Source organism: Flavobacterium sp. (genome assembly GCF_049318325.1).
Lineage (GTDB): Bacteria > Bacteroidota > Bacteroidia > Flavobacteriales > Flavobacteriaceae > Flavobacterium.
This window is the reverse complement of record NZ_JBMOGQ010000208.1, coordinates 1-2,300: the sequence shown is the minus strand read 5'-3', so window position 1 is coordinate 2,300 and position 2,300 is coordinate 1. Positions and strand designations below refer to the sequence as shown.

Genomic DNA, 2,300 nt, shown 5'->3' with positions numbered 1-2,300 from the left:
TCTAGCAAAAAGTCATAATAAAAATCAAACCCCATATTTTTTTCAGTTGGGATTGTAGCTTCTACACTTGACCAATTTTCTTTTTGTAAATCCTTATTCTTTTCAATTAAATCTAAAAACTCTAATGGGACTAATTTTGCTTTAAAAATATCAGATAACATTTCTTTGTTTTCATGAGAAGTAAAATCTATTTCAAAATTGCTACATAGATTCCAAATATCATAAAAATCACGGGCTCTACCTTTAACTCTTGCAGTTGGTATTATGCTTTTATATTCAGGCATTGATTGACATAGAGCTCTAATTTTTTCAAAAACTATCATTTCGGGAGTATATACATAAAGTATTACTCCTTCAACTTCTACCTTTTTCTTAGACTCAGTATATTCATAACTACTAATCTCAACTACAAATTTCGTGGAACTATTATCATAAATTGTATATGCTTTCATCCGTGATTCTTGCATATTTTCAACATTAAACTTATCGATATCTATGGTTTTAAATAAAATCCGATATCCTTTCCAAACCTCTACAGAGTTTTGCTTCGGTTTTTCTATAAATTCGACATCAAAAACATGTAATCCTTCTTTCTCAAATTCAGAATTTAAAATTGAATATAAATTGCTTTCAAGAAATTTAAACTCCTCTTTAGTAAAATCACCTTTTATTGAAAAATCTATATCAAGAGAAGCTCTTTCTGTTATATCATAAACCACTTGAAGTGCATTTCCTCCTTTTAAAACCAATCCGTACATTAATGTTTCATTACTCATTAATGCCCGTAATGTTAACTTCTTAATTTTTTCAATCATATAGTTTGTTTTAAACAAATATAGAAAGAAAATGTATTAATAATACTGCAATTCGATTTCTATTAAAAGTTAAAAAATACAATTGCCAATTTGATAGGGCTTAAACAATAATCTTGGTTCTTTATTTTTTTTATGTAAAAAAAGTGTACCATCAAACTAATTAAATTGGTTTATACTTTAACTTTTAAATTTAGAACAAACATCTGGAAAAAGAAAAGTACACTTAAAGAGTGCACTTAACAAAACAAAAAAGACCTCACATTTCTGTGAAGTCTTTTCTTCTCTGCTCCCCCTCTTGGGCTCGAACCAAGGACCCTCTGATTAACAGTCAGATGCTCTAACCAACTGAGCTAAGGAGGAAGATAGTTTATCTTTTAAGCGGTTGCAAATATAGAACGATTTTTATTTTATTACAAATAAAAAATCAAGAAAATTTTAAAAAAGATTATTTGTGAAAAATCGCCTTATATATATCATTACCATTGGCAAATAGCAATAACGAAATAAGTAAAACAAAGCCAACCATTTGTGCCCTTTCTAAGAACTTATCACTAGGTTTCTTGCCGCTAATCATTTCATATAATAAAAACATTACGTGACCTCCATCTAATGCCGGAATAGGCAACAAATTCATAACCCCAAGCATAATAGATAACAAGGCCGTAATGCTCCAAAACGCTTCCCAACTCCAATAGTCTGGGAACACATTATATATTGCTGCAAATCCGCCTACGCCTTTATAAGCTCCGGTACTTGGATTGAAGATCATTTTCAATTGTCTCCAATAATTACCCAACTGGGCAAAACCCTTATCAATACCCACAGGAATAGATTCAAAGAAACCAAAAGTCTCAGTGCTAAATTTGTAATAACCTAATTTCTCAAGATTATCCTCTTTTAGGGCACCTAATACTACTCCTAATTTACCCTCTTTATTCACCGTCACGGTAATTGCAGTTTCCTTTTGGTCTCTCAATACAACAGCCTGTAATTGTTTCCCTTTATTTGTAGAAAGTATAGGCTCAGCTTGATCAAAATACCTAACTGATTGACCGTTTATAGAAACAAAAATATCTTTAGCTTTCAACTCTTTGTTAGAAGAATCGTCCCGTAAACCACCAACTACAAATGGCATTCTTAAAGCAATCAATCTTTTTTTATCTTGATCTATGAACTTACCAATGAAATTATTCGGAAGCGTAATTGTCTTCTCTTCTCCATTACGATTAACCAAAACAGTTTTAGCCATTAAAATATCCATGTTGACAGAAGGCTCAAACTTTACGATTTCCTTGCCGTCAATGGATACTAATTTATCTCCTGTTTTGATTCCGGCTTTTTCTAATTCTGTATTTTGCACCCAAACCCCGTCTTTCACTTCACTATTATTGATGTACTTTTCACCATAAAAAAAAGTCATACCAATGTAAATGATAAACGCCAAAATAAAATTTACTGTAACACCGCCAAGCATAATAATTAATC

At 31.1% G+C, this 2,300-nt stretch carries 2 protein-coding genes and 1 tRNA gene; all 3 read right to left on the bottom strand.

Annotated elements, in window-relative coordinates:
- A partial coding sequence (locus ACOYLP_RS11765; RefSeq protein WP_422856359.1) for a nucleotidyl transferase AbiEii/AbiGii toxin family protein occupies window positions 1-815 on the bottom strand: 815 nt, incomplete at its 3' end.
- 286 nt (window positions 816-1,101) lie between these two features.
- A tRNA-Asn gene (locus ACOYLP_RS11760) sits at window positions 1,102-1,175 on the bottom strand.
- An 85-nt stretch (window positions 1,176-1,260) separates the two neighbouring features.
- Window positions 1,261-2,300 (bottom strand): site-2 protease family protein (locus ACOYLP_RS11755; RefSeq protein ID WP_422856358.1); only part of this gene is annotated, 1,040 nt, incomplete at its 5' end.